Origin of the sequence: Streptomyces sp. SID12501, from assembly GCF_010550245.1 — a bacterium.
Taxonomy (GTDB): domain Bacteria; phylum Actinomycetota; class Actinomycetes; order Streptomycetales; family Streptomycetaceae; genus Streptomyces.
On sequence record NZ_JAAGLU010000189.1, the window covers coordinates 1 to 720 of the forward strand.

At 69.3% G+C, this 720-nt stretch carries 1 protein-coding gene; it reads left to right on the forward strand.

The features are described 5' to 3' along the window. The coding region (locus tag G3I71_RS45155) for an ABC transporter ATP-binding protein (RefSeq protein ID WP_164324719.1) at nucleotides 1-720 on the forward strand (720 nt) is incomplete at both ends.

Consider the following 720-nt stretch of genomic DNA (forward strand, 5'->3'; position numbering starts at 1 on the left):
CTCGAGGTGAAGAAGAAAGTCATCACGGCGCTCATCGGCCCCAACGGTGCGGGCAAGACCACGTTCTTCAACCTCATGACGGGGTTCGACAAGCCCGACACGGGCACGTGGGTGTTCGACGGCACGCCGCTGGCGGGTGTCGCGGCGTCGCGCGTCGCGAAGGCCGGCATGGTCCGCACGTTCCAGCTCACGAAGGCGCTCGCGCGCATGACGGTGCTCGACAACATGCGGCTCGGCGCGCGCGACCAGCCGGGAGAAGGGCTGTTCGCGGCGCTCGTGAAGCCGCTGTGGGCCGCGCGCGAGCGCGAGATCACCGACAAGGCGATGTCGCTGCTCGAGCGGTTCAAGCTCGACGCCAAGAAGGACGACTTCGCCGGCTCGCTGTCCGGCGGGCAGCGCAAGCTCCTCGAGATGGCGCGCGCGCTGATGTCCGACCCCGCGCTCGTCATGCTCGACGAGCCGATGGCGGGCGTGAACCCCGCGCTCACGCAGTCGCTGCTCGGGCACATCACCGACCTGCGCGACTCCGGCACGTCGGTGCTGTTCGTCGAGCACGACATGCACATGGTGCGGCACATCTCCGACTGGGTCGTCGTCATGGCGCAGGGGCAGGTGGTCGCGGAGGGCCCGCCGTCGGAGGTGATGGCCGACCAGGCCGTGATCGACGCCTACCTCGGTGCGCACCACGACACCGACCTGGGCGACGACGCGCTGATGGAC